Source organism: Mesorhizobium sp. Root102 (genome assembly GCF_001425625.1).
In the GTDB taxonomy this organism is placed as follows: domain Bacteria; phylum Pseudomonadota; class Alphaproteobacteria; order Rhizobiales; family Rhizobiaceae; genus Mesorhizobium.
Genome location: NZ_LMCP01000034.1, coordinates 117691 through 139555, shown reverse-complemented (window position 1 = coordinate 139555; position 21865 = coordinate 117691). Strand labels below are relative to the sequence as shown.

Below are 21865 nucleotides of genomic sequence, written 5' to 3'. Positions count from 1 at the left end.
TGCGGTAGGCCTTCCCTTTCGAAGCAAAACGCAACACCATCTTTGCGAATCAATGAGACGATGGAAAAGTGGATACCCTTTCGACCATCGAACGCAGCGAGCGGATGGCGCGTATTCATGGCAGGGATACGAAGCCTGAGATGGTCGTGCGTCGGCTTCTCCACGGGATGGGCTATCGCTATCGACTTCATCGCGGCGATTTGCCCGGGAAACCGGACATTGCTTTTGGAAAACGCAAGAAGGCGATTTTCATTCATGGGTGCTTTTGGCATCGTCACGACGATCCGACGTGTCGCCTGGCTCGCCTTCCAAAGTCCAGACTTGAGTTCTGGGAGCCGAAACTATCCGCCAATGCGAAGCGCGATACCCTGAACCAAGAAGCATTGAAGCGACTTGGCTGGAACGTACTGGTTGTCTGGGAATGCGAATTGCGGCAGAGTGAACAATTAGAGAACAAGCTGCGCCAATTCGTGGGGGAATAGCATGAAATCGATCGAGCTCTTCGCGGGCGCTGGCGGGCTTGGCATGGGTGTTAGCCGTGCCGGCTTCGCGCCACAGGCTGTTATCGAGTGGGATCGGTGGTGCTGCGACACCATCCGCGAAAACCGGACGGATGGCCTCGGTCTGGTTGGGGATTGGCCCGAGCCGACCGAGGGCGATGTCCGCGACGTGGATTTTCGAGAGCATGAGGGCAAGATCGATCTGGTGACGGGCGGTCCGCCTTGCCAGCCATTCTCGCTGGGTGGCAAACACCGCGCCCATGCGGATTCCCGTGACATGTGGCCAGAAGCGGTCCGGGCACTGCGGGAAACAAAGCCACGAGCCTTCATCTTCGAGAATGTGAAAGGCCTAACCCGCGAAACCTTCGCCACATATTTTTCGCACATCGTCCTGCAAATGACCTACCCGGAACTCGCCGCCGAACGTGACGAGGGTTGGGAAAGCCACCTTCGTCGACTGGAGAAGCATCACACCGGCCGTCGCGGTCCGGCTGGCTTGGAATATCGGATCGTCCATCGTGTGTTGAACGCGGCCAACTATGGAATCCCGCAGCGCCGAGAGCGTGTGGTTTTTGTAGGTTTCCGCGCCGACCTCGACATTAAGTGGGCTTTTCCGTTGGAAACGCATTCCTTGGACGCCTTGCTCTGGGAACAGGCCATGGGCGATTATTGGGATCGGCACAAAGCACCTAGGGTCGAACGCAGGATTGGTGATCGCCATCTTGAACGCGCGGCGCGTCTCGACGGCAAACCAACCACGGCACCATGGCGAACTACGCGAGACGCGATTGGCGATCTGCCTGATCCCGAACATGAATGGCGCAAAGCCGCGAACCACAACAACCATCGGTTCCAGCCTGGCGCGAGATCATATCCGGGCCATACAGGAAGCCCACTCGACGAACCGGCCAAGACCTTGAAGGCCGGCGTCCATGGCGTGCCTGGCGGAGAAAACATGCTGCTACGACCAGACGGCAGTGTGCGCTACTTCACCGTTCGCGAAAGCGCCCGCTTGCAGACGTTCCCGGACAATTTCCGTTTTCACGGCGCATGGTCCGAAACCATGCGCCAGTTGGGTAATGCTGTACCTGTGGAGTTGGCGAACATCGTAGCGCGTAGCGTGAAACGCCATCTTGCTTTTGGGGGATCGGACTTTCTGAAATGAAGGCTTATGTCGAGTTCGAGTTTGACCTTCCGGGCGCCTTGCTGGCACGCCTGATCAAGGTGCTTGATGAACTCGAAACCGCACCACTCAACAATACGAACCTGCTTGAAGTTCCCGAGGAGCAGGGTGTCTATCAACTTCTGCTCGACGATCGTGTCGTCTATGTCGGCAAGACCGATGCCGACGCCGGGCTTCACAAGCGCCTAGCTCGCCATTCGCGCAAAATCATGCATCGTGTCGGGCTCGATCCAACACGTGTAAGCTTTAAGGCGGTGCGCATCTTCGTATTCACCGCAGTGGATTTGGAGTCCGATCTGATCCGGCACTACGGCGGGGTAAAGGCGATCGATTGGAACGGAAGCGGCTTCGGTTCCAATGATCCAGGCCGAGAGCGCGACACCACCAAAGTAGATCCCAAGAACTATGATGCTCGGTTTCCGATCGACATTGATCGGGAGCTGGCTTTCGCCATCGACAACGGCGAGACAGTTGCAAGCGCTCTCGCGCGCCTCAAGGACGCCTTGCCCTACACATTCCGTTATCAGGGCAATGGCGGACGCAATAGGAAACCCCATGACGATTTCGACAGAGCCGTAGTTTCGCTCCTGAGCGGGCCTGTCACTCCACGCTCGGCGATCCGCCATGTCGTCGCGGCCCTGCCCCTTGGATGGCAGGCGACGGCGCTCCCCGGTTACATCATTCTCTACAAAGAGGAGCGCGATTATCCCCAAGCGGAAGTAATCGCTATTTCAAAGGGGTAGAGAGCGGCACGTCGAACTCGCCGGTACGAATTACAGATACCATACGCCCCCTCACCTCCCCATCATCATCCCATAATGTACCGCCAGCAGATCCAGCCCGACCTTCAGCAGCTTCGTCACCACATCGCGGCCCTCGCCCGTCTGCTCCGCCACGCTCTTGATCGACCCTTCCGCGCAGCAGACTTGTCGCACCACGGCGGCGACCTCCCAATGGCCTAGCGCCCTGGTGGCGGCGGCGTGCGCGCGACCGGCGTCCAGCACGCTGTCGGCGATGCCGCCGCCGTGGCGGCCGCCGTCGACGCGCTCGGTCCAGCGCATCGGCTTGACGCTGGCCTGCTGGCTGCAGCGGAAATCCTCGCGGTAGCGCAGGCCGGCCTCGCGCTGCTGGCGCGACAGTGAGGTGATGCCCAGCAGCGGGTCGATGGTGCGTACGCGCACGATGCCGCCGGTGGATATGAAGCCATCATTCGACACCTCGTAGACGCGCCTTGCCTCAGAAGTGCCGGCGGCCAGCCGCTTGCGGCCGAAGGCGTCATCCCTGAGCGCGAAATCATGGCCGATCTCGCGCCGGATACGCACCTGCTCGGCCTCGCCCTTCGGCAGTTTCGGCGCCTGCGGTTTTGCGGGTTTGGTTTTCCTGGGCATGGGGGTGGGGTCCTCGGTTGGGGTGTTGGTGATGGGGTGGGAGGCTGGCAAGGTGGCGATCTTTCGCGCCCCCCTCTGCCCTACCGGGCATCTCCCCCACGCGGAGGGAGATCGATGTCGTCGCGGTTTTCGCCAATCGCCGGCGTTGCAGGAAAGGCGCTGCGGCGAAGCTGCCATCTCCCCCCGCGCGTGGGGGAGATGGCCAGCAGGCCAGAGGGGGGGCGCTGTCCCGCCGACCTTGCGATCGAAGATCATCACCGCTTCACCGCCCGCGCCAGCATGCTCGTCGCCCGCCTCGCCAGCAACTCGCGTACATGGCCGCACCCGCCCGCCATGCCTGCATCCAGGCCGATGGAACCAGCGCGAATTTTCGACGTTATGCGGCGTCCACGGGAGAGATGCCGATGACAGCCTTCTTGCCGGTTACCCTGCGCTTTTGCGACAACACAACCATGCTGGTCGCCTCGGTGGCCGAAGCCGCCAGGGCGCTGGGGCAGCAATGGCCCGACAAGACCTCGCCGGCCTATGTAGAGGCGGCCCGGTTGGTGCCGCTCGCCGTCGACGGCACCTGCTGCCAGCGCATTGCCTTCGAGGCTCTCACGAAGGCCGCCAGGCAACAGAACATAGTGGTGGCCAAGTCGAAAAGCCGCGCCCATGACTGGCTGGACGCCGTGGCCAGCCCATGAGAGGCGCGCGCCGGTCGAAAAATTGATGCAACCGCGCGGCGGAGCGGCGCGTTTATGAAGGCGGTAGGTAAAGCCGCGCGCAGAGCGAAGGTGAACGCCGTGGGTACGATGAAGACCGGAGTGCCGCTCAAGGTGCGGATGGACGAGCAGATCGAAGAGATCGACAGCGTCAGCGAAGCCGCCGACTTCCTGCAGCGCTGGCCGCTCGAGCGGCGCGGCCATGTCTACCGCAGCGCGCTCAACGCCTGCAGCGCGGCAATCGCCGCGCAGATTTCCGAAGCCGACGCCATGAAAGTGTTCACCGGCTTTGCCCGTGTGGCCGACATACTGGTGGCCGAAGGCGGGCCGGCGATGCCGGTGGAGGCCAGGACCGTTCAAAGCCGCATGCCCAAACAGGGCCGGCAGGTGCCGAAATAGGGTTGTGGCGGTTTTGTTTCGGGCTTGGTTCAATTCAGATCCTCGCGGCCGTTTTCCTACCAGTGCTGCCCATCCGCCTGTCGGCACCCTGCCCTTCGCTATCGCTTCGGGCGTTCGCCGTTCGAAAAGCCAAGCAATTGGCTTTTCGTCCCCTGCGCGGACCTCGGCTCACCCTCGAAAACGTGGCGCTGGAAGCGCGCCTGGTGGTAGGTGCAATAGCTTCTCAGTGCCTTGGTGCGCATGCCGCAGCACAGCATGTCGGCGCCCGGCCGGCCGCCTGGCGCATCGTTTTCCGGATCCTCTTCCAGCGTCAGGTCCAGCGGCGCGCGGCAGCGGGAAAACAGACAGTCGATGAAGCGCATCGCCACACCATGAGGCTGACGACCGACGGGCGTGCGCGGCGGCACCGGGACTTTGAAACGATAGGCTTCGCCGTCGACGATCAGCATGCCCACCTCGCGCACGAACAGGCGCGGCGGCAGCCAGGCCGGCGGCGGCTCGCGCTTGGCGACCGCCTTGCGCATGCCAGCGACAGCGAACTCGGCGTCGGTCGTGCCGGCCACCGGCCTGGCACTCACTTTGCCCCGCGCCGGCACGTCATGTGCCCACTTGCTCGCCGTGCGCTTGCGTGCAGCCCGCTTGGCCCCGACCGGCGGCCCCTTGGCAAAGCCGATCGCGTCCAGCATGGCGTTGCGGTGCACGATGCCGATGATGGCATTGCGCGACACCGGGCTGCCGCGCATCGCACTGAAAGCGGCGGCAATGCTGGAGGCGGAAAGCCCCTCCTTCAGCCAGCGGGCGATCTCCTGCAATTCCGCGTCGGTATAGCTTGCCATGTCCAGGCTCCATCCAAGATTCTGCCTTCGGCCGCGCGCCGTCAGGCAAGCGTCGGGGCCAGCTGGCCGGGGCGCAGTTAGGATTGTGTGGTTCGAGGGCCGGCTGGCACCGGCTCAGCCGGACCGGCTTTGCAGCCCGGCGGTTTGGGCGAGGCGCGAAAGCCGCGCCTCGGCCGTCTTTCTGTCGGGGGCGGAAACCGCCCTGCCCGTCTGCCTGTCGAACAGGATGACGGTGCCGTCTTCGGTGCGGATACACGACCTGGCGGGCAAGCCAGTGCCATGCCGATCGAATTGGGGGCCGGAGCCGCTGGGAGCGGCGGCTCCGGCCGTTCCGGTCGCCGGTGACGGGCGGACCGGACCCGAGGCAGCCAAGCACTGAGCCTCGAGCTTCGCCCCGGCCGGGGAGGAGGACGGCCGGAACGGAGGGGAATGGGTCGCGGCCTTTGCCGCCGGATGCGCCTCGCGTGAGGCCGGCGCCCTTGCGCCATCAAAGCTGGACAGGATTTGCATGACCAGATATAAGCATAACTCAAAAATATATGCAAGCCATTCTTTCATAGACGAGAGCCGCTTTCATCGCTCACATGGGCGCCATGGCAAAAACGGAACTGTCGATCAAGGTCGGGGCGGCGATCCGCAAGGCGCGCAAGCAGCGCGGCCTGGTCATGCGCCACATTGCCGAGCACAACGACACCGATGTCGCCGCCGTCGGCAACTGGGAAACCGGCCGCAACCTGCCCAAGACCGAGAACCTGCTGAAGACCGCTGCCTTCCTGCGCGTCGATCCGGTGGCGCTCGGCAAAGGCGAGGTCGTCTTCCTCGACGATGCCGGCCCGGTCGCCGACGCCGAGATCGTCACCGATGCCGGTCCGCTACCCGCCGGGTCGATGGATATCGAGGTGCTGGGCGCGGCCGTCGGCGGCGACGATGGCGATTTCACCTTCAACGGCGAGCCGGCCGGTTACGTCCAGCGCCCGCCGGGCGTGCGCAACCTGTCAAAGGTCTTCGCGCTGCACGTACTGAGCGATTCCATGGTGCCGCGCTACGAGCCCGGCGACCTGATCTATTGCGGCGGCCGCGACGCGGTGCCCGGCGACCATGTGGTGATTGAGACCTTCCCGGAAGAAAACGAGCGCAACGGCAAGGCCTTCATCAAGAAGCTGGTCAAGCGAACGGCGGCCGAGCTGGTGGTCGAGCAATACAATCCGCCGAAGACCCTGACCTTCAACCGCTACGCGATAAAGCATGTCTGGCGGGTGATTCCGTTGAAGGAACTGCTGGGGTATTAGCGGGTCGGCAGACCTTCCTTACGGAAAGGAATCGCCAGCGTCGGCGCGCTTTGCACGGCAGGGCGGATCGTTTTGCGTCCTCGCATCTCCCCAAAGTCACGGCATGGATCCCAGGGTCTCCGCGACGTCGCTTCGCTCCTGCTCCGCCCTAGGAAGACGAAATCATGGAGACTTGGAAGCCAATCGCAAAGACCTGAGACCACCGCATAGGATAGCTCACAGCGCTGAACTGGAGCAGACGTCAAGCGCGGACTTTGGAACATAGCCAAAAGCCCCTCTCCCGTCGTCATCCTAGGGCGAAGCAGCCGCGCCGCGGCGTCGTGGAGACCCTAGGATCCATACCGCGACCGAGGTGAAGGGCACGGCCAAGCAGAACCAGCCATGTTGGTTCGTCCGACACGGATACGGGCTGCCTCGCTCAGTTATCTCCCCTCACGCCCGCCTCGACCCCTCCAGCTGCACCTCGCGCTCATTCAGCATCTGCGCTTCGCTGCGCACGCGCTGGCGTTCGTCGATGAACGCCGCCTGGATCGTAACGGTCGCGCCCGGCAGCCCGTCGGCGCGGCAGGCCGAGCAGACGACGCGGCCCGACAGGGCGGCCAGCGGCGTATTGCCCGTCAACCCGAACCGCTTCAGCTGATCGGGCCGCCACCAACGGTTGCGGCCGCAATCGGCGCACTCAACCGAGATCGAGGCGACATGCGCGATCACTGGTTCCCTGCCCGGCAATGCCATCGCCCCTCCCTCGCCTTTTGTTCCTGATTTGTTCGTATATTCCTGCGTTTTGCACCGGGAGTCGAGTCGCAGTTTTCAAACAGTCCCAAAAGTTTTTCTTCTGCTCATATTTGAGTTGTGCTTATATTAACTCGTAAATGTGAGTCGGCATCCGAGCCCACCGCCACATCAAGCCCGGGAGTGACCATGGACGCCGCCGATTTCGCCCGCGCCTGCGGTTACACCGGCGACAGCCCTGCCCTCCTAGACGCCTTCGAAGCCATCCGCCGCAACGGCATCGAGCGTGCCCGCCACGATCACATGAGCCGCAAGGCCGTCATCGACGAGTTGAAACAGTCAGAAGCGCTGTTCCTGGCCTCGATCGGCCCGGCGCTGTCGGCGGAAGAAGCTGTTGAGGACACCAACCGCTTCATCGCCTGCTGGCGCAACATGCCGCGCTGGCGCCAGGAGCGGTGCCTGGCCGACCTTGCCAGGGCCAGGCAGCAACGCCTCGTGGCGCGCTTCTTCCGCCGGTACGGCCACCGGCTCTGGGCAAGGGAAGCGGCCTGACGGCCCAGCATTGCGCGCGAACGCTGATCGCAGTAGCGCAGATCAGTTTTCGACGACCATACCCTCGTTGTCGTGATAAACGAACAACTCAACTTCGTCGAAGAAGCGTTCGCGATCTACGGAAATGGCTACAAAACCATTGCCGGTAAGATGCAAGGTAACCTGCTCCTTCGTAATCGTTACATGTTCGACCAGTTTGGCATACCTTTCGGTCAGAAGTGCCGTCACTTCTGTATTTACAGAGAACCCTGCGCCGTCTGACAAGCTTATGCTGATGCCGTATCCCGGCTCGTCATTGTGAATGCTCTTTATCGACTTTCCAATCAGCCTCTCGGTGAAGGTCCTCATAATTTCCTGCCCCTCTTGGAGAGGATCCGAATAGTCCGCCTCGTTTCGAAGCCCCACCTCCCAGCCCTCACCGCCGCACCCGCGACTTCAGCCACCGGTCGAATGCCACCGCCAGGATCAGGATGAGCCCGATGACGATGCTTTGCGTGTAGGAGGACACGTTGTTGAACTGCAGCCCGTTCTGCAGCACGCCGATGAGCGCTGCCCCGACCACTGTGCCGCCGACCGAGCCGATGCCGCCGAACAGCGAGGTGCCGCCGATGACGACGGCCGAAATGACCGTCAGCTCGTAGCCGATGCCGGCCACCGCTTCCGAAGAGTTGAGCCGCGCCGACAGCACGAAGGCGGCGAGCCCGGCGAAGAAGCCGACGATGACATAGACCGAGACCAGGATGCGGTCGACGCGCAGACCCGACAGCCGTGCCGCCTCGGCATTGCCGCCGACGGCATAGACGGCGCGGCCATAGCGCGTGTAGCGCAGCACGATGTGGCACACGACGGCGGCCGCCGCGAAGATCAGCGCCGGCACCGGCACGGGACCGATCAGCCCGGTGCCGAACCAGCGCATCGAGGCGTCGAAGCCCGAGATCGGGCCGCCATTGGAGATGGTTAGCGTCAGCCCGCGAAACACCGTCAGCCCGCCCAGCGTGACGACGAAGGGAGGCACTTTCAGCCGGGTGATGACAAGCCCCTGCACGCCGCCTGCCGCAGCGCCGACCACGACGGCGGCCAGCAGTGCGGCGAACCAGCCATAGCCCTGCGTACCTGAGGTCGACAGCGACAGCGTGTTGGCGGTCCCGCCCTTGGCCACCACGGCGGCGACCATGCCGCAGAAAGCGAGCAGCGAGCCGACCGACAGGTCGATGCCGGCGGTGAGAATGACGAAGGTCATGCCGAGCGCGATCAGCCCGGTGATCGAGATCTGCCGCGTGATGTTGAACAGGTTGATCGGATCCATGAAGCTCGGCTTCAGCACGGTGAAGACGACGATCAGCGCGGCCAGGAACAGGAGCGGCCCGAAACTCATCAACAGCCGCGCGAAATTGATGCCGCCGCGCTGGTTCTGTTCGCCCGCCACGCTCATCGTGCCTGCCCCTTCGCGTCCTGCCTGTCGAGCGCCATCAGTTCCATCAGCTTCTCCTCGTTTGCCTCGACGCCCGGCATCTGCCCGGTAATGCGTCCGCGGCGCATGGTGACGATGCGGTCCGACACCGCCAGCACCTCCGGCAGTTCCGACGAGATCATCATTACCGCAATGCCGCGCGCCGCAAGCTGCACCAGTATCTGGTGCACCTCGGTCTTGGCCCCGACATCGACGCCGCGCGTCGGCTCATCCACGATCAGCACCTTGGGATCGCGCGCCAGCCAGCGCGCCAGGATCACCTTCTGCTGGTTGCCGCCCGACAGGCCCTCGATCGCCTGCTCGGCCGAGGCCATGCGGATCGACAGCATTTTCCTGAAACCGGCGAGCGCATCGCGCTCGCGCCGCTCGGCCATGAAGCCGAAGCCGTTGCTGAAGCTGCCCAGCGAGGCGACGGAGAAATTCGCCAGGATGCCGAGTGCAGCAAAGATCGCCTGGTGCTTGCGGTCCTCCGGCACAAGGCCGATGCCGAGCGCGATGGCATCCGCCGGCGATGCCGGCGCGATTTGCTTGCCGTCGAGCGTGATGGTGCCGGCCGCGATGCGGTCGGCTCCGAAAATAGCGCGCGCCAGTTCGGTTCGGCCCGAGCCGACGAGCCCGGCAACGCCAAGGATCTCGCCGGCCTTGAGATCGATGTCGACGCCGTCGAGCACGATGGCGTGCGGCGCCTCGGGGTCGCGCACGGTGCGCAATCCGCGCACCGACAGAACGACATCGCCGGCCACCGCGCGCTGCGCCGGCCGTGCATAGAGTTCCGACGCCGCGCGGCCGACCATCTTCTCGATGATTTTCGGCAGCGCGATCGGTCCGCCCTCGCGGTCAAGATGCCCGGCCAGCCGTCCGTCGCGCAGCACCGTCATGCGGTCGCAGATGGCGGACGCCTCCTCCAGCCGGTGGGTGACGAACATGATGGCGACCTTGTCCTTGCGCAGTCGGTCCATGATCGACAGCAGCCGCTGCACTTCGGTCTCGGTCAGCGCCGAGGTCGGCTCATCCATGATGATCAGCCGGCTTTTCAGCGACAGCGCACGAGCGATCTCGACCAGCTGCTGCTCGGCCACCGATAGCGCCGACACCGGCGTCATCGGATCGATGGAGAGGCCGACGCGGGCGATGATCGCGCGGGACTCTTGCTCCATGCGTCTCCAGCTCACCAGCCCGAGCGGACCGGTCGGCGCGCGGCCGATAAAGATGTTCTCCGCCACCGTCAGCGTCGGGATCAGGCTGAGCTCCTGGTAGATGGTGACGATGCCGAGCCGCTTGGCATCTTGCGGGCTCGCCGGCTGATAGTCGGCGCCGTCGAAAATGATATGCCCGCTCGACGGCGGCATGACGCCCGACAGGATTTTCAGCAGCGTCGATTTGCCGGCGCCGTTCTCGCCAAGCAGGCCGAGAATCTCGCCGGGTCGGATGTCGAGCGAAACGTCGCTGAGCGCCGTCACGCCGGAGAAATGCTTGGTGATGCCTTCGACGGCAAGCAGGATGGGTTCGGGCGATGCGGCTTCAGCTGGCAAGGGTGGCTCCCGGATTGCAGTTCATGCCGCTCGTTACCGCTGGAGCACCCCCCTCTGTCCTGCCGGACAGAGGGAGGTGCTGTCCGGCCGGCCTCTCCAATCGACCGGTCCCCACCCCCTACTTCGTCTCGCCAATCCGCTCCGCCTTGTCGAGATTGTCCTTGCCGATGACGATCGGCGTCAGCAGCACCAGCTTCTCCTTCGGCTCGGTCTTGTCCTTGGCAAAGGCCACCGCGATGCGCACCGCCGTGCGCGACTGCTCGCCGGGGAACTGCTCGACGGTGCCGGCGAGCTTGCCGTCGCGCACCGCGACCAGCGCTTCCGGCAGCGCGTCGAAGCCGTAGATCTTGACGTCGGTGAAGTTACGCGCCGCGCAGGCCTCCATGGCGCCAAGCGCCATGTCGTCATTGGCGCAGACGATGGCGTCCGGCTTGCCGTTGGCGGCAAGCCCGGCCTCGGTCACCGACAGCGCCTCGGCGCGGGCGAAGTTGGCGGTCTGCTCGAAGACGATCTGGTACTTGTCCTTCAGGGGATCGAGCACATTGTGCACGCCCTTGTTGCGGTCGATCGCCGGACCGGCGCCGGGCTGGCCCTGCAGATGGAAGATCTTGGCGCCGTTGGGGAACGCCGCCACCATGGCTTTGGCTTCCGCTTCGCCGCCCTTAACGTTGTCGGCGCCGACATGGGCCAAAATGCCCTCGACACCGTCGACGCGGCGGTCGATCGTCACCACGGGAACGCCGGCCTTGACCGCCTCCTCGATGGCCGGCGCCAGCGCGTTGACGTCGAGCGGCGAGATGACGATGGCGTTGACCTTCTGCACCAGGGCCGCCTCGATGTCGGCGGTCTGCTTGGTGGCCGAGTTCTGGCCGTCGCTCTCGGTCAAATTGACGCCTTGCGCGGCGGCTTCCGCCTTGATCTCGTTCAGCATGTGCACGAAGAACGGAAAGCCGAGATTGGGCACCGAGCCGAGAATGGTGAGCTTGTCCTGCGCAAACACCGAAGGTGCGGCAAGCATCATGGCGCCAAAGGCCGCGGACGACAGCAGGAATTCGCGTCTGTTCATGGGATCCTCCTCCACAAGAACGCACGATCCCGAAAACCGGGATCGGTTTCAGGAAGGATCATGCGTCGGTTCAAAGTGTTGGAGCATCCTCCCTGCGCCCGAAAACGCATGCCGCTCCAGCTGGCCGCCGCTGTAAAAAGAGCCTCCCATCGACGCCTGCGCGGCGATGCTAGCCCAGGGTCAACCATTTGTGCAACATCGATATAACAGCGTTGCCGTGCAAATTATCTGAATTGTCGGATTTGTGGCGGAGCCGCGGTGTCCGGCTTCCATTCTCCGGCAGCGGCACTAGTTTGAACCGCGCCTGAGCCCATCCCTGGAGAAACCGCATGAAGCCGCAAATCATCTGCCATATGCTGGCATCCCTTGATGGCAGCCTCCACCCGAGCCGCTATACCAAGAGCCCCGACGGCACCCGGGCCGAGTGGTCAAGTCTCTATGAGCAGATCCACGGGGATCTCGCGGGCCATGCCTGGATCGTCGGCCGCGTCACCATGGCCGAGATGAGCAAGGCCGGCGCGCACCCGCCGGCCAAAGCCGGCAAGGTCGACCGGCCCTATCATTTCGCGCAAATGGGTGCGGGCAGTTATGCCGTGGCGCTCGATGCCTCGGGCAAGCTTCACTTTTCCAAACCGGACATCGGCGGCGATCATGTCGTGGTGCTGCTTGGGCCTGACGTTGCCGACAGCCACCTGGCCGAGCTCGCCGCCGACGGCGTGTCCTATATCGTCGCGGAAGCCGCCGAGATCGATCTCGCCGCGATGGTCGAGATTCTCGGACGTGAACTCGGCATCCGCCGGCTGCTGCTTGAGGGCGGCGCCGGCATCAACGGCTCCTTCTTCGCAGCCGGCCTTGTCGATGAGTTGAGTCTTCTCGTTGCACCCGCGATCGATGGACGCGCCGGGAACCAGGCCTTCGTCGAGTTCGGCGAGAGCGGCCTGGCGGGCAAGATGCAGTTGTCCCTGAAGAGCTGCGAGGCGCTGGCGCATGGGCTCGTCCACTTGCGCTACGCCGTTACCCCTGAATGATGCGCTCGTACAAAAAGGGCCGGTAATCTGACTGAGATTACAGGCCCTATGTCGTCCGCGTCAGCGCCGAGGCTTCAGCCCGTCAAACGGCATATTGCATGGCGTCGAGATCGGCGATCAGCGTCGGGCCGGTCGGATGCCAGCCCAGCCGTGCCTGTGTCAGCGCGCTGGAGGCCGGCAGGTCCATCGGCGCGAACATCGCCATCCAGCCGAAATGCTCCGCCGCCTTTTCCGGCGCGATGGAAACGACTGGCAATTTCAGACCCCGGCCAAGCGCCTCGGCGATGGCACGCACGTCGACACCTTCCTCGCCGACCGCGTGATAGCGAGCGCCCGGCTGCCGCTTTTCCACCGCAAGCCGGTAAACCCGCGCCGCGTCGGCCGGCGGAGAAGCGATTGCGGCCTTCGCCGACATAGGCCGAGACGCCTTTTTCACGTGCGATCTCGATGAGCGGCGAGATGAGGCCCTGCTTGACCGGGTTGTGGACCTGGGGCAGGCGCACCACCGACACGTTGACGCCGGCCTCCAGCAAGGCATTGCCGGCCAGTTCGGAGGCAATGCGGGGATTGGGATGGCCGGTGTTGAAGACGTCCTCGATCGCCAACTGGCCATGCCCGGGGCTGCCCATGCCGACGCCGGAGGTGATCACCAGCGGCCGGTCGGAGCCGGCCAGTGCGGCGCCGAGGGCGGAGATGACGCGCTTGTCCTTTTCGCAATTCTCGGCAAACCGCGAAAAGTCGTGGTCGAATGCCGTGTGGATCACGGCCTCCGCCTTCGCCGCGCCGTCTCGCAGCCCCTCGGGATCTTCGAGGGTCCCCCGGTGCACCTCGGCACCCGCGGCGGCCAGCGCCTCGGCGCCGGCGTCGGAGCGAGTCACGCCGACCACCTGGTGGCCCGCCTTGATGAGTTCGGGAACCAGCGCCGAACCGATGAAACCGGTCGCGCCGGTGAGAAAGATACGCATGCAAATCTCCTGCACAGTTGCCTGCGTAATATTGCTGGTCTATTATTCTATTAAAGTAGTGATCTTATCATGGTATAATGGCTAACAGGATGCCCTCCAATTCCGCCGGCTCACTGGCAGCGTTCCTGAAAGACCGGCGCACGCGGCTCGATCCGGCGTCCTTCGGCTTCTCGGGGCGCCGACGCACGCCGGGACTGCGCCGCGAAGAGGTCGCCAAGCGCGCCAACATAAGCCCGACCTGGTACACATGGCTGGAACAGGGCCGGGGCGGCGCGCCTTCGGCCGATGTCCTCAACCGCATCGCCAAGGGGCTGCTGCTGACCGAGGCGGAACGCGAACATCTTTTCATGCTCGGGCTGGGGCGCCCGCCCGAGGTCCGCTACAGGGGCGTGGAGGGCGTCAGCCCCCGGCTGCAACGCCTCATCGACACGCTCGATGCCAGCCCGGCTTTGGTCAAGACCGCCACCTGGGACGTCGTTGCCTGGAACCGCGCCGCGCAGGTCGTGCTGACCGACTACAGCGCCCTGCCCGCCGGCCAGCGCAACATCCTGCGCTTCATGTTCCGCAGTCCCCATATCCGCGCCAAGCAGCACGACTGGGAAAACCTTGCCCGTTTCGTGGTGGGCGCATTCCGCGCCGATGCGGCCCGCGCCGGCGCGGTCTCCGAGGTCGCCCAGCTTGTCGACGAACTTTGCAGCGTCAGCCCCGAATTTGCCGCCCTGTGGCGGGAAAACGATGTGCTCAGCCACGGCGAAGGGACAAAGCGCCTGAAACACCCGGAACTCGGCGATATCGATCTGGAATATTCGGGGTTCGCGGTCGACGGCCGGCCGGATTTGAGCCTGACCGTCTACAACCCGGTCGACAGCGCTGTCGCCGACCGCATCCGCGCGCTGGCCCTCGCCCGACACCCCAAAGAGTAAGGGCAGGACGACCCATCCGCTGCGATGACGCCCTCAAGCGCGCTCGCAGACCGCCTTGAGTATCTGCAAGGTCGGACCCCAATAGAGATTGGCATACGGACGGATCGCCGGTTCGGCGAAGTCGCTGAGCGTCAGCGTCAGCAGCGTTCCCCCATCCGCCGGCGCCAGATCGAAGCTGACCACGGTGTGGTTTTCGGGCACGTCCGCCAGCCGCGAGGCCGACAGCGTGCTCCAGTAGCTGTACGCGAAGCTCTTTTTCGGCTCAAGAGCGCGGATGGTACCATGGTTCTCGAACGGCATTCCGTGCAGCAGTCCGCGCATCATGATCGCGCCGCCGGCATGCCCCTGCAGGTTGACGGTCAACTCCTCGTCGGACATCCATTGCGGGATCATTTCTGGCGTCGTCAGTATCCGCCAGACCTTGGCCGGCTCGGCACCGATGACGACAATCTTGGTGATCGGCGCGGGAGACTCACTCATGCTGCGCATTCATGCGGCTAACGCCGATCTGGCGCGGCAGGCGGCCCTCGAACAACGCACTCTGGTCGCGAATGCGCGCCACCATGTGTTCGCGAAACACCCTGACGCGCTTGGTTCGCCGCAGGTCTGGATGGAAGAGCAGCCAGAGCCCAAGATCGTGGATCGGGTCCGGTTGGCGAAAGCGCCCCAGCTCCTCGGCGCTGTCGCCCATGAAGCATGGCAGATAGGCCAGGCCGAGCCCCTGCTTCAGGGCGGCGAGCGTCAGCAGCGTGTCATCGACGAAGAAACTGTGCCGGTGATCCGGGCATGCCGCATGGGTCCAGGATCGATGGAAGGCGCAACATTCCACGCCGATCCAGAGCGGCGTGGCACCGCTGGCGCGCAGGCCCTCCAGGTAGCGCTTTTCTCCGTAAACGGCCGACGCCACATTGGCGAGCCGCGTGCCGACCAATGTGTCCAGCGGCGTATTGGTCAGCCGGATGGCGATGTCGGCATGACGTTCGGCCAGGCTGACATATGTGTTGGAGACCTGAACATGCAGCCGGATATCCGGATATGCCTCGCTGAAGCCAGCGAAGATCGGCATCAGCACGGATGAGGCCACGTTGTTGATCGCCGATACCGTTAGTTCCCCGGCGACACGGTCTTCCTGACCGCCGAGCGCGCCCTCGACCTCGAGCACTTCCAGCTCCATCTTGCCGGCCGCCATCCTCAACTCGTCGCCGGCGGGCGTTAGCTCATAGCCTGATTTCTTGCGCTCGATCAGCCGCGTGCCAAGCTGCGTCTCCAGCAGCCGGATGCGGCGCGACACGGTGGAGTGCTGGATGTTCATGCGTTTTGCGGCGCCGCTGATCGAGCCGTCGCGCGCGACGGCCAGGAAGATCCGCAAGTCGTCCCAATGCATTCTGGACCCCGATCCGTGCAATTTTGCAAAATGGGCGTCAAGATTTCGAGAATGGTACCAGAACTACGCGATCAATACGGTTTCCGGAGAGGCAATAGTGCCTTTCAGGAGCAAGCCATGACCGTGCAGCAACCGATTTTCGATCCGGTCAAGTTCAAGGACACCACCCGCAAGCAATGGGACAGCGCCGCCGAAGCCTGGAACCGCTTGGGTCCGCTTTTGACCCGCTGGCTGGGGCCTGCCACCGAACTGATGCTTGATATGACCGATATCGGCAAGGGCAGCCGGGTCCTCGATGTCGCCGCCGGTGCCGGAGAAGAGACGCTGACCGCCGCGCGGCGTGTGGGGCCGACAGGCTATGTGCTGGCCACCGACATCTCGCCGGGCATTCTCGACTTTGCCGCCAGCAACGCCAAGCTGGCCGGCCATGCCAATGTAGACACGGTCGTTGCCGACGGCGAAATGCTGGATGCCATATCAGCCCAACCGTTCGACGCTGTGATCTCGCGCGTTGGCCTGATCTATTTTCCCGACCAGAACCGGGCGCTGGGCGGCAGGCGCGATCATCTCAAGCCGGGCGGCAAGGTTGGCGCCATCGTCTATTCCACCGCCGACAAGAACCCGTTCTTCTCGATCCCGGTCGGCATCATCCGCCGCCGCTCCGCCCTGCCCGCGCCTCTACCCGGCCAGCCCGGACCGTTCAGCCTGGGGGACCCGGCGGTGCTTGCCAAGCGCCTAACCGATGCCGGTTTCCATGACGTGCGCATCGAAAAGGTCAACGCGCCGGTGCGGCTGCAATCGGCGCTGGAATGCCTGCAGTTCGAGCAGGAGTCTTTCGGCGCCCTGCACCAGATGCTGGCCGGCCTGTCGCCCAGCGAGCAGGACGACGCCTGGGCGGAGATCGAGACCGCGCTTGGCCAGTTCGAGCATGACGGACAGTTCGAGGGGCCGTGCGAAATGCTCGTCGCCGGTGCGACCAGATAGTCGGCCCTGCCAGCGGCTTGAGCAAGACCGGATGCGCGTGATAGCCAAGGCGCGGCGGCAAGCTCGACCACGCACCAAACGACCGTGTCGGCGGCAGGCCCGCCGGCGCGTACCCCAGCCGGACCATCGTCCGGAATGACAAAGCACAGGACATGACACCACGCCAGCCACGAGCCACCAGCAAGCCATTGGGCGTCAGCCTGAACCGGGCGCTGTCGAAGCTTGGCCTGTGCTCGCGCACGCAGGCCGAGGTGCTGATCGCGGAAGGGCGCGTCCGTGTCGGCGGCAAGGTGGTGCGCAATACCGCCCTGCGCGTCGACCTCGATCGCGACCGCATCGTCGTCGACGACAGACCGGTGGTTGCCGAGCGCAAGGTCTATCTCATCCTCAACAAGTCGCGCGGGCTGGTCACCACCCGCGACGACCCGCAACAGCGCGACACCGTCTATGCCTGCCTGGAAGGGCTCGACCTGCCCTTCGTCTCGCCTGTCGGCCGCCTCGACAAGGCGAGCGAGGGCCTGCTGCTGATGACCAACGACACCCGCTTTGCCAACCGGCTGATGGACCCGGCCTCGCATTTGCCCAAGACCTACCACGTGCAGATCGGCACCGTCCCGGATGAGACGATGCTGGACAAGTTCCGCGCAGGCGTGACCGTCGACGGCGAGACCCTGACCGCCAGCTCGGTCGAACTGTTGCGCAGCGGCGGCCGCACCGCCTGGCTGGAGATCGTGCTCGGCGAAGGCCGCAACCGCCACATCCGCCGCCTGCTCGCCGCGCACGGCATCGAGGTCAAACGCCTCATCCGCATCGCCATCGGCCACCTGGCGCTCGGCGACCTCGCCAAGGGCACGGCACGGCATTTGACGCCGGAGGAACTGGCGCTGCTGGCGGGGTGAGTGAGAGCTCAAAGGCGCCACGGAACTCGTCGGTGGGTTCTTGAGAACGCCGCAGAAAAATCCGTCCCGCCACCCAGCCCCACCGTCTTCACCTACAGGCGCTGGAACCCTCCAGGTCGGAAAAGTGAGGTGATGCATGGGATCGTCTATGTCGGCCCGCTCGGGGCCGAGCTGTTCGCCGACTTCGGCCTGCCGCCTGTCTGGCCCAAACCGAACAAATGATCATCGCATCATCTCCTGACAGGAAGCTGTCAGGAGGCCTGGCCTATAGGTCGGTCATGGGCCGGCAGCGGCTCCAGCAATCCAAGGAGCCAACGCGATGAATTTCGTCTCTGTCCGCATCATCACGTCAGACGTCCAGCGCCTCGTGCGCTTCTATGGCGAGATCACCGGCATGCCCGTGACGGTGTACACGGAAGACTTCGCTGAACTGGCGACGCCGGCCTGCACGCTGGCGATCGGCAGCACGCGCACCTTGATGCTGTTCGGCGGCGACGTCGCCCGCCCCGCCGACAACCACACGGCCATCATCGAATTCCGCGTCGGCGACGTCGATGCGGAATTCGCCAGGCTCTCGGACCTCCTCAGGGATGTTACGGTGCAGAAGCCGACCACCATGCCCTGGGGCAATCGCTCGCTGCTGTTTCGCGACCCCGACGGCAATCTGGTGAATTTCTTCACGCCGGTGACCGCCGAGGCGATCAGGAAGTTCGATAAATAGAGTGGAAGCGGCGCTGCTGGCCGCAGCCGCCCTATCTCTGGTTCCATTTCCGAATGACAGGCTCGCTCAGGTCGTGCTCGTAGCCGAGCATGCTGATGCTGGCCGTATCGAGCACGAACAGCGCGCCGCCTTCGGGCGGTAGCCCGATCCAGCGAGCCGCCAGCACGCGCAGAAAATGTGCGCTGGAAAACACCAGGATCGAGCCGCCAGCGTCACGAACCTGTCCGATAATCGCATCCGCCCGCGCGCCGACATCGGCCGCCATCTCGCCCTTCGGGCAACCATCGCGAAACACGTTCCAGCCGGGTCGTTCGGCCAGGATCTGCTTCGTCGTCAGCCCCTCATAGGCGCCGTAATCCCACTCCTGCAGATCGTCCTTCTTGACGCTTTGCGAGCCGAAGCCAGCCAGCACGCCGGTGTTGTAGGCGCGCTGCGAAGGGCTCGACCATACGGCCGAAAAAGACAGGCCTTTCAGGCGATCCGCGACACCCTGCGCGGCGGCCTCGCCGGCCGGCGTCAACGGCATGTCGGTGCGGCCGGTGTGCTGCCCCGAAAGACTCCACGCCGTCTCGCCATGCCGGACCAGATGGATTTGGGGATAGGCGCTGCTCATGGAATGCCTTTCAATGTCGCCGGCACCTTAAGCGACGATGCGGCAAAGGGGAATCCGCCTAGTACGAAACTGCGTGGCCGCCTGGCCCTGATCCGCATCAGGCTGGCCCTGTGATCAGCCCGATGCCGCGACTATATCAAGGTCAGCCTCCACAAGGCTCCCCGCCCTCAAGGGCATTGGCCCTTGCACAACAGGTCATGTCATCATGTACAAACATTTGCTTATTGCCACGGACGGATCGGAACTGGCCGACAAGGGCGTTGCCCACGGCCTGACGCTGGCCAAGGACCTCTGCGCCTCCGTTACTTTCATCACAGTCTCCGAACAATTCCCGATCTTCGCCTGGAGCGGCGCCATGGCTGGCTATGCCGCCGGCGATGAGTTCGCCGCGTATCAGGAAGAAGCGCGCAAATACGCCAAGGAGGTTCTCGACAAGTGCAAGGCATCGGCGGATGTCGCCGGCGTCTCCGCTCAGGTCGTGCATATCGAGGACAAAAGGCCCGCCGAGGCGATCCTGGAGCTGTCGCGGACGGGAGGCTGCGACCTGATCGTCATGGCCTCGCATGGTCGTCGCGGACTGGGTAAGCTGCTTTTGGGAAGCCAGACGGCGGAAGTCCTGTCCTACACCGAGATTCCGGTTCTGGTGGTGCGTTAAGTCTGCCGCAAAGCACGGCTGGAGAACCACTTCTACCGCGAGATAGCCCCCCAGCGCCAGCAGCCCGGCGAAGAACACTGTGCGGAAGGTCTCGACGCTCATCTTCTGGCGCAGCGCCTGGCCGGCGAACATGCCGGCCAGTGCCGGCGCAAGGGCGACGACCGACCCCGCCAGTTGCTCCGTCGGCGATGCCAGGGCGCCGGTCCTGAACAGCCCGATGGCGAGCGCTGCCGTCGACACGGTGAAGGACAGGCCGAGCGCCTGGATCAGGTCTTCCTTGTCGAGCCGCAACGATTGCAGATAGGGCACCGCCGGGATGACGAAGACGCCGGCGGCGCCGGTGACCAGCCCTGTCGCCACGCCGACCAGCGGTGACATCAAGGCCTCGTGGCGCGCCGGCGTGGTGAAGCCGGCCTTGGCGAGGCCGAGGATGGCATAAAGCACCAGCGCCAGGCCCAGCCCCGCCGACGCCGCGCCCGTATGTGCACTGGTCAGCAGGCCGGCACCGGTTACGGTGCCGAGCACGATTGCGGCCATCATCGTCCACAGTCGCTTGCATAGGCCGCCGAAGGATGGCCCGGTCAGCAATTGCCAGAGATTGGTGACCAGCGACGGAATCAACAGCAAAGCGGCAGCTTGCGCCGGCGGCATCATCACCGCCAGCAGGCCCATCGCCACGGTCGGCAGCCCCATGCCGACGACGCCCTTGACGAAGCCGGCGGCGAGGAAGACGGCGCCTATCCAGGCGAGGACCCCTGCGCTCAGCATGATCGCATCTCCAGGGCGGGATCAGTCATGCAGCAGCATGTCGGTTGCATCGGCATCCGGGCTGGCGGCCTCGGGTGTGGGTTTTGCCGGCGCCGCGTCGCGGCTGGCGGATGCGACCGTTGCCGCGCATCCCCGCGGGCCTGGCCCCGCTCGCGTCATGGCAAGGCCAGCCACGGCAATGGCCAACACGATCGCTGTGCTTTCGAGGATGCCGAGCCGGCCTGATACTCGTTCGCTCATCACAATCTCCTTCGAAACTGTTTGACGCAGATGGAACCCGGTCACAATGTGGAAGTTGCGCTGCCAGCCTTCGGCCACGACGAAGGCAGGAGAGCAGACCGCCTCCCCAGGCGCCGCATGTTCACAGGAGCAAAGAATGCGCTTCGATCTGGTCGACCTCCGCCTGTTCCTGCTGGTGGCCGAGCGCGGCAGCATCACCCATGGCGCCGAGCTTGCCGGGCTGGCCCTGGCCTCGGCCAGTGCCCGCATCAAGGGCATGGAGGAGCGGCTCGGCGCGCCGCTGCTGGAGCGCCGCCGCCGTGGCGTGGTGCCGACGGCCGCCGGACAGGCGCTGCTGCATCATGCGCGCGCCGTGCAGAACCAGATCGAGGCGATGGCCGGCGATCTCGCCGCCTATGCCACGGGCCTGCGCGCCCGCGTGCGGCTCATGGCCAACACCGCCGCCACCAGCGAGATGCTGCCCAAGATCCTGCCGGCTTTCCTGGTCGCGCATCCCCGGATCGACATCGATCTCGACGAGCGGCCCAGCCATGAGATCGTCGAGGCCGTGGCCAGCGGTGCGGCCGATCTCGGCATCGCCGCGACCTGGGCCGGCCTGTCGCATCTCGAGCAGAAACCGTTCTTCATCGACCGGCTGGTGGTGATCGCCCCGCGCAATTGGCCGGGCCTCGAAGGTCGAACCGCCAGCCTGACCGACATCCTCGGTGACCCCTTCGTTGGCCTCAGCACCGGCCATGCCCTGCAGGAGCACGTCACCCGCCAGGCAGCCCGCCTTGGCGGCCATCTGCATTTTCGCATCCGCGTGCCTGGCCTCGACAATGTCTGCCGGCTTGTCGCGCAGGGCGCCGGCATCGCCATCGTGCCGGAAAGTGCCGCCCGCCGCTCGGCGCGGACGCTGCGCACACTGCGGCTGACCAACGACTGGGCGACGCGCCAGCTCAACCTCTGCGCCCGCCGCTTCGACGATTTGACGCCGCAGGCAAAACTGCTGGCGTCAGCACTCGTCTGAAGCCGGACCAGCGACCGCAAGGCC

At 64.6% G+C, this 21865-nt stretch carries 26 protein-coding genes and 2 pseudogenes; 14 read left to right on the top strand and 14 right to left on the bottom strand.

The genetic code is table 11. The features are described from left to right. Positions 1 to 68 precede the first annotated feature (68 nt). The 3 genes from vsr to ASD12_RS22825 are packed head-to-tail and all read left to right on the top strand — an operon-like array spanning position 69 to position 2426. Complete coding sequence (gene vsr / locus ASD12_RS22835; protein WP_056591463.1) at positions 69 to 482, top strand: DNA mismatch endonuclease Vsr; 414 nt, start codon at positions 69 to 71, stop codon at positions 480 to 482. A gap of 1 nt (position 483) precedes the next feature. Next, positions 484 to 1665 carry a DNA cytosine methyltransferase gene (locus tag ASD12_RS22830; RefSeq protein WP_056591460.1) on the top strand — a complete coding sequence of 394 codons (1182 nt, stop codon included), beginning with the start codon at positions 484 to 486 and terminating at the stop codon, positions 1663 to 1665. Beyond that, positions 1662 to 2426: a GIY-YIG nuclease family protein gene (locus tag ASD12_RS22825; RefSeq protein ID WP_056591457.1), complete on the top strand. Its 765-nt coding sequence runs from the start codon at positions 1662 to 1664 to the stop codon at positions 2424 to 2426. Before ASD12_RS22830 ends, ASD12_RS22825 begins: the two co-directional genes overlap by 4 nt. 51 nt (positions 2427 to 2477) lie before the next feature. Here ASD12_RS22825 and ASD12_RS22820 read toward each other — a convergent pair whose 3' ends face one another. Further along, positions 2478 to 3071, bottom strand: coding sequence for a DUF6456 domain-containing protein (locus ASD12_RS22820; RefSeq protein ID WP_056591454.1), 594 nt, complete (start codon positions 3069 to 3071; stop codon positions 2478 to 2480). Between the two features lie 404 nt (positions 3072 to 3475). On the opposite strand from ASD12_RS22820, the gene ASD12_RS22815 reads away from it, so the two are divergent. Together ASD12_RS22815 and ASD12_RS22810 are read left to right on the top strand one after the other, a co-directional pair. Next, positions 3476 to 3757, top strand: a complete 282-nt coding sequence (locus ASD12_RS22815; RefSeq protein WP_056591451.1) for a DUF982 domain-containing protein — start codon at positions 3476 to 3478, stop codon at positions 3755 to 3757. A 108-nt stretch (positions 3758 to 3865) separates the two neighbouring features. Beyond that, a complete protein-coding gene (locus ASD12_RS22810; protein ID WP_164482310.1) occupies positions 3866 to 4174 on the top strand; it encodes a DUF982 domain-containing protein in 309 nt (102 codons plus the stop codon). Between the two features lie 98 nt (positions 4175 to 4272). On the opposite strand, the gene ASD12_RS22805 is transcribed toward ASD12_RS22810, so the two are convergent. Beyond that, entirely contained in the window at positions 4273 to 5010 is a 738-nt protein-coding gene (locus ASD12_RS22805) for a GcrA family cell cycle regulator (RefSeq protein WP_156389038.1), read from the bottom strand. A 114-nt stretch (positions 5011 to 5124) separates the two neighbouring features. Then, complete coding sequence (locus ASD12_RS35490; protein ID WP_244482946.1) at positions 5125 to 5280, bottom strand: hypothetical protein; 156 nt, start codon at positions 5278 to 5280, stop codon at positions 5125 to 5127. 314 nt (positions 5281 to 5594) lie between these two features. Here ASD12_RS35490 and ASD12_RS22795 point away from each other — a divergent pair, with 314 nt between their 5' ends. Then, complete coding sequence (locus ASD12_RS22795; RefSeq protein WP_056591443.1) at positions 5595 to 6299, top strand: helix-turn-helix transcriptional regulator; 705 nt, start codon at positions 5595 to 5597, stop codon at positions 6297 to 6299. 432 nt (positions 6300 to 6731) lie between these two features. Here ASD12_RS22795 and ASD12_RS22790 read toward each other — a convergent pair whose 3' ends face one another. Next, the gene (locus ASD12_RS22790; RefSeq protein ID WP_056591441.1) at positions 6732 to 7034 is read right to left on the bottom strand and encodes a hypothetical protein; all 303 of its coding nucleotides are present in this window, start codon (positions 7032 to 7034) and stop codon (positions 6732 to 6734) included. 186 nt (positions 7035 to 7220) lie between these two features. Between ASD12_RS22790 and ASD12_RS22785 the strand changes: the two genes are divergently transcribed. After that, positions 7221 to 7583 carry a hypothetical protein gene (locus tag ASD12_RS22785; RefSeq protein ID WP_082525620.1) on the top strand — a complete coding sequence of 121 codons (363 nt, stop codon included), beginning with the start codon at positions 7221 to 7223 and terminating at the stop codon, positions 7581 to 7583. Positions 7584 to 7625: 42 nt separating this feature from the next. Here ASD12_RS22785 and ASD12_RS22780 read toward each other — a convergent pair whose 3' ends face one another. From ASD12_RS22780 to ASD12_RS22765, 4 genes are all read right to left on the bottom strand, one after another. After that, on the bottom strand, positions 7626 to 7931 hold the full coding sequence (locus ASD12_RS22780) for a hypothetical protein (RefSeq protein WP_156398640.1): 306 nt from the start codon (positions 7929 to 7931) through the stop codon (positions 7626 to 7628). Between the two features lie 67 nt (positions 7932 to 7998). Further along, positions 7999 to 9015, bottom strand: coding sequence for an ABC transporter permease (locus ASD12_RS22775; protein ID WP_056591433.1), 1017 nt, complete (start codon positions 9013 to 9015; stop codon positions 7999 to 8001). Next, positions 9012 to 10586, bottom strand: a complete 1575-nt coding sequence (locus ASD12_RS22770; RefSeq protein WP_056591431.1) for a sugar ABC transporter ATP-binding protein — start codon at positions 10584 to 10586, stop codon at positions 9012 to 9014. Before ASD12_RS22770 ends, ASD12_RS22775 begins: the two co-directional genes overlap by 4 nt. 118 nt (positions 10587 to 10704) lie before the next feature. Beyond that, positions 10705 to 11652: a substrate-binding domain-containing protein gene (locus tag ASD12_RS22765; RefSeq protein ID WP_056591429.1), complete on the bottom strand. Its 948-nt coding sequence runs from the start codon at positions 11650 to 11652 to the stop codon at positions 10705 to 10707. A 329-nt stretch (positions 11653 to 11981) separates the two neighbouring features. On the opposite strand from ASD12_RS22765, the gene ASD12_RS22760 reads away from it, so the two are divergent. After that, positions 11982 to 12680 carry a RibD family protein gene (locus ASD12_RS22760; protein WP_056591427.1) on the top strand — a complete coding sequence of 233 codons (699 nt, stop codon included), beginning with the start codon at positions 11982 to 11984 and terminating at the stop codon, positions 12678 to 12680. A gap of 82 nt (positions 12681 to 12762) precedes the next feature. On the opposite strand, the pseudogene ASD12_RS22755 reads toward ASD12_RS22760, so the two are convergent. Beyond that, positions 12763 to 13645, bottom strand: a pseudogene (locus tag ASD12_RS22755) (SDR family oxidoreductase). 89 nt (positions 13646 to 13734) lie between these two features. Here ASD12_RS22755 and ASD12_RS22750 point away from each other — a divergent pair. Continuing rightward, the gene (locus tag ASD12_RS22750) at positions 13735 to 14568 is read left to right on the top strand and encodes a helix-turn-helix transcriptional regulator (RefSeq protein ID WP_056591425.1); all 834 of its coding nucleotides are present in this window, start codon (positions 13735 to 13737) and stop codon (positions 14566 to 14568) included. Positions 14569 to 14601: 33 nt separating this feature from the next. Here the strand turns inward: ASD12_RS22750 and ASD12_RS22745 are convergent, their stop codons facing one another. Both ASD12_RS22745 and ASD12_RS22740 read right to left on the bottom strand, forming a co-directional pair. Next, the gene (locus ASD12_RS22745; protein WP_056591423.1) at positions 14602 to 15048 is read right to left on the bottom strand and encodes an SRPBCC domain-containing protein; all 447 of its coding nucleotides are present in this window, start codon (positions 15046 to 15048) and stop codon (positions 14602 to 14604) included. After that, the gene (locus tag ASD12_RS22740) at positions 15041 to 15952 is read right to left on the bottom strand and encodes a LysR family transcriptional regulator (protein ID WP_056591421.1); all 912 of its coding nucleotides are present in this window, start codon (positions 15950 to 15952) and stop codon (positions 15041 to 15043) included. The genes ASD12_RS22745 and ASD12_RS22740 overlap by 8 nt, the downstream gene beginning before the upstream one ends. 117 nt (positions 15953 to 16069) lie before the next feature. Here ASD12_RS22740 and ASD12_RS22735 point away from each other — a divergent pair, with 117 nt between their 5' ends. The 3 genes from ASD12_RS22735 to ASD12_RS22725 all read left to right on the top strand — a co-directional run bounded on the left by ASD12_RS22735 (position 16070) and on the right by ASD12_RS22725 (position 18556). Next, the gene (locus ASD12_RS22735; protein WP_056591418.1) at positions 16070 to 16936 is read left to right on the top strand and encodes a methyltransferase domain-containing protein; all 867 of its coding nucleotides are present in this window, start codon (positions 16070 to 16072) and stop codon (positions 16934 to 16936) included. A gap of 152 nt (positions 16937 to 17088) precedes the next feature. Beyond that, positions 17089 to 17835, top strand: coding sequence for a pseudouridine synthase (locus ASD12_RS22730; RefSeq protein ID WP_056591415.1), 747 nt, complete (start codon positions 17089 to 17091; stop codon positions 17833 to 17835). A 319-nt stretch (positions 17836 to 18154) separates the two neighbouring features. Then, on the top strand, positions 18155 to 18556 hold the full coding sequence (locus ASD12_RS22725) for a VOC family protein (RefSeq protein ID WP_056591412.1): 402 nt from the start codon (positions 18155 to 18157) through the stop codon (positions 18554 to 18556). A gap of 31 nt (positions 18557 to 18587) precedes the next feature. Here ASD12_RS22725 and ASD12_RS22720 read toward each other — a convergent pair whose 3' ends face one another. Beyond that, the gene (locus ASD12_RS22720; RefSeq protein ID WP_056591408.1) at positions 18588 to 19169 is read right to left on the bottom strand and encodes a histidine phosphatase family protein; all 582 of its coding nucleotides are present in this window, start codon (positions 19167 to 19169) and stop codon (positions 18588 to 18590) included. Between the two features lie 205 nt (positions 19170 to 19374). On the opposite strand from ASD12_RS22720, the gene ASD12_RS33445 reads away from it, so the two are divergent. Then, positions 19375 to 19824 carry a universal stress protein gene (locus tag ASD12_RS33445; protein WP_082525641.1) on the top strand — a complete coding sequence of 150 codons (450 nt, stop codon included), beginning with the start codon at positions 19375 to 19377 and terminating at the stop codon, positions 19822 to 19824. Between the two features lie 24 nt (positions 19825 to 19848). Here the strand turns inward: ASD12_RS33445 and ASD12_RS22715 are convergent. Continuing rightward, a pseudogene (locus tag ASD12_RS22715) lies at positions 19849 to 20592 on the bottom strand (sulfite exporter TauE/SafE family protein); the annotation flags it as partial. 21 nt (positions 20593 to 20613) lie between these two features. Then, positions 20614 to 20832 carry a hypothetical protein gene (locus tag ASD12_RS22710; protein WP_156389039.1) on the bottom strand — a complete coding sequence of 73 codons (219 nt, stop codon included), beginning with the start codon at positions 20830 to 20832 and terminating at the stop codon, positions 20614 to 20616. Between the two features lie 136 nt (positions 20833 to 20968). On the opposite strand from ASD12_RS22710, the gene ASD12_RS22705 reads away from it, so the two are divergent. Then, positions 20969 to 21841, top strand: a complete 873-nt coding sequence (locus ASD12_RS22705; RefSeq protein WP_056591402.1) for a LysR substrate-binding domain-containing protein — start codon at positions 20969 to 20971, stop codon at positions 21839 to 21841. Positions 21842 to 21865: the final 24 nt, after the last annotated feature.

What these genes read in the sequence shown, in the direction of transcription:
- ASD12_RS22775 (WP_056591433.1), bottom strand. Translation starts at nt 9,015, where the DNA reads ATGAGCGTGGCGGGCGAACAGAACCAGCGCGGCGGCATCAATTTCGCG.
- ASD12_RS22730 (WP_056591415.1), top strand. Translation starts at nt 17,089, where the DNA reads ATGACACCACGCCAGCCACGAGCCACCAGCAAGCCATTGGGCGTCAGC.
- ASD12_RS22765 (WP_056591429.1), bottom strand. Translation starts at nt 11,652, where the DNA reads ATGAACAGACGCGAATTCCTGCTGTCGTCCGCGGCCTTTGGCGCCATG.
- ASD12_RS22805 (WP_156389038.1), bottom strand. Translation starts at nt 5,010, where the DNA reads ATGGCAAGCTATACCGACGCGGAATTGCAGGAGATCGCCCGCTGGCTG.
- ASD12_RS22785 (WP_082525620.1), top strand. Translation starts at nt 7,221, where the DNA reads ATGGACGCCGCCGATTTCGCCCGCGCCTGCGGTTACACCGGCGACAGC.
- ASD12_RS22780 (WP_156398640.1), bottom strand. Translation starts at nt 7,931, where the DNA reads ATGAGGACCTTCACCGAGAGGCTGATTGGAAAGTCGATAAAGAGCATT.
- ASD12_RS22725 (WP_056591412.1), top strand. Translation starts at nt 18,155, where the DNA reads ATGAATTTCGTCTCTGTCCGCATCATCACGTCAGACGTCCAGCGCCTC.
- ASD12_RS33445 (WP_082525641.1), top strand. Translation starts at nt 19,375, where the DNA reads ATGTACAAACATTTGCTTATTGCCACGGACGGATCGGAACTGGCCGAC.
- ASD12_RS22795 (WP_056591443.1), top strand. Translation starts at nt 5,595, where the DNA reads ATGGGCGCCATGGCAAAAACGGAACTGTCGATCAAGGTCGGGGCGGCG.
- ASD12_RS22810 (WP_164482310.1), top strand. Translation starts at nt 3,866, where the DNA reads ATGAAGACCGGAGTGCCGCTCAAGGTGCGGATGGACGAGCAGATCGAA.
- ASD12_RS22820 (WP_056591454.1), bottom strand. Translation starts at nt 3,071, where the DNA reads ATGCCCAGGAAAACCAAACCCGCAAAACCGCAGGCGCCGAAACTGCCG.
- ASD12_RS22750 (WP_056591425.1), top strand. Translation starts at nt 13,735, where the DNA reads ATGCCCTCCAATTCCGCCGGCTCACTGGCAGCGTTCCTGAAAGACCGG.
- ASD12_RS22825 (WP_056591457.1), top strand. Translation starts at nt 1,662, where the DNA reads ATGAAGGCTTATGTCGAGTTCGAGTTTGACCTTCCGGGCGCCTTGCTG.
- ASD12_RS22815 (WP_056591451.1), top strand. Translation starts at nt 3,476, where the DNA reads ATGACAGCCTTCTTGCCGGTTACCCTGCGCTTTTGCGACAACACAACC.
- ASD12_RS22705 (WP_056591402.1), top strand. Translation starts at nt 20,969, where the DNA reads ATGCGCTTCGATCTGGTCGACCTCCGCCTGTTCCTGCTGGTGGCCGAG.
- ASD12_RS22710 (WP_156389039.1), bottom strand. Translation starts at nt 20,832, where the DNA reads ATGAGCGAACGAGTATCAGGCCGGCTCGGCATCCTCGAAAGCACAGCG.
- ASD12_RS22735 (WP_056591418.1), top strand. Translation starts at nt 16,070, where the DNA reads ATGACCGTGCAGCAACCGATTTTCGATCCGGTCAAGTTCAAGGACACC.
- ASD12_RS22760 (WP_056591427.1), top strand. Translation starts at nt 11,982, where the DNA reads ATGAAGCCGCAAATCATCTGCCATATGCTGGCATCCCTTGATGGCAGC.
- ASD12_RS22720 (WP_056591408.1), bottom strand. Translation starts at nt 19,169, where the DNA reads ATGAGCAGCGCCTATCCCCAAATCCATCTGGTCCGGCATGGCGAGACG.
- ASD12_RS22830 (WP_056591460.1), top strand. Translation starts at nt 484, where the DNA reads ATGAAATCGATCGAGCTCTTCGCGGGCGCTGGCGGGCTTGGCATGGGT.
- ASD12_RS22740 (WP_056591421.1), bottom strand. Translation starts at nt 15,952, where the DNA reads ATGCATTGGGACGACTTGCGGATCTTCCTGGCCGTCGCGCGCGACGGC.
- ASD12_RS22745 (WP_056591423.1), bottom strand. Translation starts at nt 15,048, where the DNA reads ATGAGTGAGTCTCCCGCGCCGATCACCAAGATTGTCGTCATCGGTGCC.
- ASD12_RS22790 (WP_056591441.1), bottom strand. Translation starts at nt 7,034, where the DNA reads ATGGCATTGCCGGGCAGGGAACCAGTGATCGCGCATGTCGCCTCGATC.